4 protein-coding genes are annotated in these 3,735 nt (G+C 38.3%); all 4 read right to left on the reverse strand.

Translation table 11 applies throughout. From position 1 onward, the window contains the following. Window positions 1-8 precede the first annotated feature (8 nt). The 4 genes from AAC037_RS21450 to AAC037_RS21465 all read right to left on the reverse strand — a co-directional run bounded on the left by AAC037_RS21450 (window position 9) and on the right by AAC037_RS21465 (window position 3,733). On the reverse strand, window positions 9-503 hold the full coding sequence (locus AAC037_RS21450; RefSeq protein ID WP_339905503.1) for a GNAT family N-acetyltransferase: 495 nt from the start codon (window positions 501-503) through the stop codon (window positions 9-11). Window positions 504-1,097: 594 nt separating this feature from the next. Then, entirely contained in the window at window positions 1,098-1,973 is an 876-nt protein-coding gene (locus AAC037_RS21455; RefSeq protein WP_339905505.1) for a toprim domain-containing protein, read from the reverse strand. Window positions 1,974-2,182: 209 nt separating this feature from the next. Beyond that, the gene (locus AAC037_RS21460) at window positions 2,183-3,418 is read right to left on the reverse strand and encodes a VapE domain-containing protein (RefSeq protein ID WP_339905506.1); all 1,236 of its coding nucleotides are present in this window, start codon (window positions 3,416-3,418) and stop codon (window positions 2,183-2,185) included. Between the two features lie 84 nt (window positions 3,419-3,502). Then, on the reverse strand, window positions 3,503-3,733 hold the full coding sequence (locus tag AAC037_RS21465; RefSeq protein ID WP_339905508.1) for a helix-turn-helix domain-containing protein: 231 nt from the start codon (window positions 3,731-3,733) through the stop codon (window positions 3,503-3,505). Window positions 3,734-3,735: the final 2 nt, after the last annotated feature.

A 3,735-nucleotide genomic window follows, 5' to 3' on the forward strand; every position in this document is an offset into this window, starting at 1 on the left:
AGAGGATTCTACACCCAGCCCGGGAGATTGCTCTCTGTAGATGTTTCCAGGTAAACAGGTCGGTCAAGTGTTTTGGAATAATCCAATACATTCTTCAGGATCTTAGTGCCAAAGCCATTTTTTTGCTTTTCCGGGCTTACCCCAACAAACCATAAATAGGTGAAAGGCTCTTTGGGATAATGTTTTTTTATAAAGGACTCCCTGGACAAAGCTTTGGGAATATTTCCCACCCCAATGGTTTTGAAAATTAACTGTATATCCAGATACGTACTTTTCCAAGAGAATTTTTTCTTATCCTGAAACTGTATCATGGCGCAAGCATTGCCATCCTCTGAAATAAAAACTTCCCCCATATCAATGCAGTTTTCAAAAGAATACTCCATCAAATAGCGAATTTTCTCTTCTTCTTTACCAGCAATGTAGTTGACACTTTTGTTTTTTTTGAATGCTTTCAACAGGATGGTTACGACCTTTTCCCTGTCATTTTGGGTTGCTTTTCTCATTTGATTTTCTTTGTTAAAATCCGAGTTGCGAGGATTTTTCTTCTCCACTCCAAATTACACAACTGTCAAACAGGAAGGGAAATGGGAGGGGCAAGTTCGTTTTTGGTAGAAAAAAAACCAGCGGTTTTTTGTCGGACAAAGACACAACTTGCAAGGATCGCGCACAGCGGAATTCTAGTGGCACCAGCGTGTTATTTAGCCTCTAGTCGGTTAAGTAAAGAACTGTTTTAATATAAATTAATAACTAAATATTACTAATAATATTGTTAAACATATGTTTTTATCTAAGTATATGCAAATTAATATTATATTTTTATTGGGATATAGGGATCTTTAAATATATGGTAATATGTGTATTTGGATACCTGAATAGGCATTTATTATTGGAACTCAGCATTCCATTTTTCGTCATTCCCCCCTCCCTTTCGGAATATAATTATGTATAGCATTATTTGAATAGGAATGTATGTAAGTATTGGTATATAGGCATTTGCATATTCAACAATTTGTAAGGCAAAGCCTTAAGTCTCATCCAATCCTCTAAACATTTTCTTCGTTTTTTCTGTAGTATCCTAAAAATCTTAATTTGTTCGGTTACCTTTTTACGCCTAAATTTTCCCTACTCATCCAATACTCGTTTAAATCTTTATGGGAATGAAATAATTCTGACTGGTCTCTGCAATGAGGTAGGCTATCCATTAATTTTCTGGCCGCCTCTTTCCCTGCCTTATCCCTGTCCAAAAATAAGTTTACACGGCTGTACTTATTTATTTTCGAATAATATCCCTGTAAATTGGCCAAAGAATTGAGCACCATAAAGTCCTCTTGGTAATGGACCCCTTTTCTCATCTCCCTATAACTCAGCAGGTCAAATATTCCTTCAAAAAGGCAAAGATCAGCTGAATTGTTACAGTAGGTAGATACCCCCTGGGCAGTGCAGCCTTTCCAATATTTGTTACGAATTGCCCAACCATTTTCATGAGGGTTGCCTAGACCAAAATATCTGTTGTCACCAATGCGGTAATAGACTTCACGGCAAAATTCTTTAGCTGTATCCAGAAGGATTCGCCTTGATTGAAGGTAATCCGTTATGGCACTATTGTTTCCTATTGGTTTGGTTTTTATAATCTTGATTCCTGCAGCTGTCTCCTCAGATGGGTCGGGTCGGGGAATAGCAGGCTGGTGAAGAATAAAAGAAGATCCACTTACCGTTTCGATTTCTCTAATGGCATCTGGAACATTATAAACAGGATTCATTTTAAGAACCAGGTCAATCAGCGTCCCTCCAGCATTACCATCTCCGAAATCTACCCATAGATTTTTGCTGGGGCTTACCTTAAAAGAAGGGGTTGATTCCTCCCGGTAGGGAGAATAGTAAAAACAATAACCTGCTTTTACTTTACTTGGTCTGATTCCCATCTGGTCCAGATAGGTTATTATGGATATTTTATTTGCTTCTTTTGCATTCATTGTTCTTAAGTTTAATTTTTTTGAAAAACCACTTACTACAGCTACTACCTTACTACAAATACCCCTTTAATTATTGATATTCAGTTGCTTACATCTCTTATGAATCAAAAACCATCTTACTACAAAAGAGCTGTTTGTAGTAGCTTGTAGTAACTTTAATTATTTTATCTTACTACAGTTTATTTACCTGTAATTCAAATATTTACCCCCTATTTGTAGTAAGTAGTAGGTTGGTTTTGTTTTATGTAGTATCCCTTTTCGGGGAAGGCTTGGGTTTCGTTTCTTCGTACTTGGGTCTGAACATAACCAAGCAGTTTCAAGGCTTTCCCAATCTCCACAGGGCTAATTCTTAGATTGCCGGAAATATTTAAAGCCAGCTGATGGCAGATATCCGTTGCAGTCATGAATTTGTCATGGTCCTCTTTAGTGCCTGGTGAAAAGAACTTTTGCACCAGCTCTACTTCAGGAGAAATGGTTTTGTACTGGTTGTTCATGATTTCATTTTCCCGAATTTCTTTTGCTGTCATTTCATAATGAAAATTTGTCAGGTATAACTGATAAGCCTGTGCCCAAACCCTATCGATTTTAATTTCTTTTATGTAATTCCAATTAATTTCCTTTACCGTAAAGCAGAGCCAACGCACGCTTCCTGTTACATCCGTGAGAAACTCGGCCTTATTGGTAGATCCCCATATTGAAGCCCTTCTCGGTTCCATTTTAGGCTTCTTGTCATAAGGATGCCTGACTTTGACTTGTGATTTACTCATCAGTGTTTTTTGGGCATTGATCTCGGTTTTAGAAAGTGTGGAAAGCTCATCCTGAATGATTCCGAAATTCTGGCTCAAGGCGATAAGACTGTCCTTATCTACAGAGATATTTTCAGCTTGGTATGTCTTCAGCTGATCTGGAATCAGGAAACGTGTAAGTGTGGTTTTACCACTATTCTGTTGCTCCTGTACAAAGATCAAGGCTTGCTTATTGAAAAAGTCATCGCGGAGACAACAGGCCACACAGCGCACCAGCCATTTTTTAAACTGGATCTCAAATCGTTCTTGTCCTTGTACCTGAATATAACGAGTGAATTTCCGGATATAATCTCCATGGTTGACTTCACTCCAGGTGTCTCGAAACTGTTTAAAGTAATTCAAGAAAGGATTTGTTTTTGGGATAAAATCTGAAGACAGAAAGGTATTGATCTCTGCCACCGAAGTACGGTATCCCTCCTGTCGGCATTCTATGTAAAGCGTATGGGGATTGACTGGGTGGTACTTCTTTCCTTCTTTTTCTTTTGCAAAGACCTCGTTGAGTACCATGTTATTTTTAAACTCATATTTTGACATCAGGAATCTGATCATTCGAATGGTTGCACTCGAAGATTTCTCATCAATCTTTTTGATAGGGGTTTCATCGTCCATATTTCTGTAGATTTGGGTTGATTTTTCCATACAGAAATGGTATATTTATCTCACTAAAAACGGGATACCATTTCCTAATGAAATTAATTAAGGCGGATCGGGCATGATCCGCTTTTATTTTTTCCGACCGTTTTTCTGGTGACCGGCATTCAGTATATCTGACTTTTTAAAATACACCCTAGTGTTAATCACCTGTTCCTTCAGAAAGCCTTCCCTCCTCCAGTTGTTGATCGTAGTGCGGGAGCGCCCGAGAAGTTTCATCGCCTCAGGTATCTGTATCAATTCATCATCAGGAGTGGCTGGTTGCAACTCTGGGATTATCCTTGAAGCTACTTCTTCAGCTATCT

It is taken from the genome of uncultured Cyclobacterium sp. (assembly GCF_963976465.1).
Taxonomy (GTDB): Bacteria; Bacteroidota; Bacteroidia; order Cytophagales; family Cyclobacteriaceae; genus Cyclobacterium.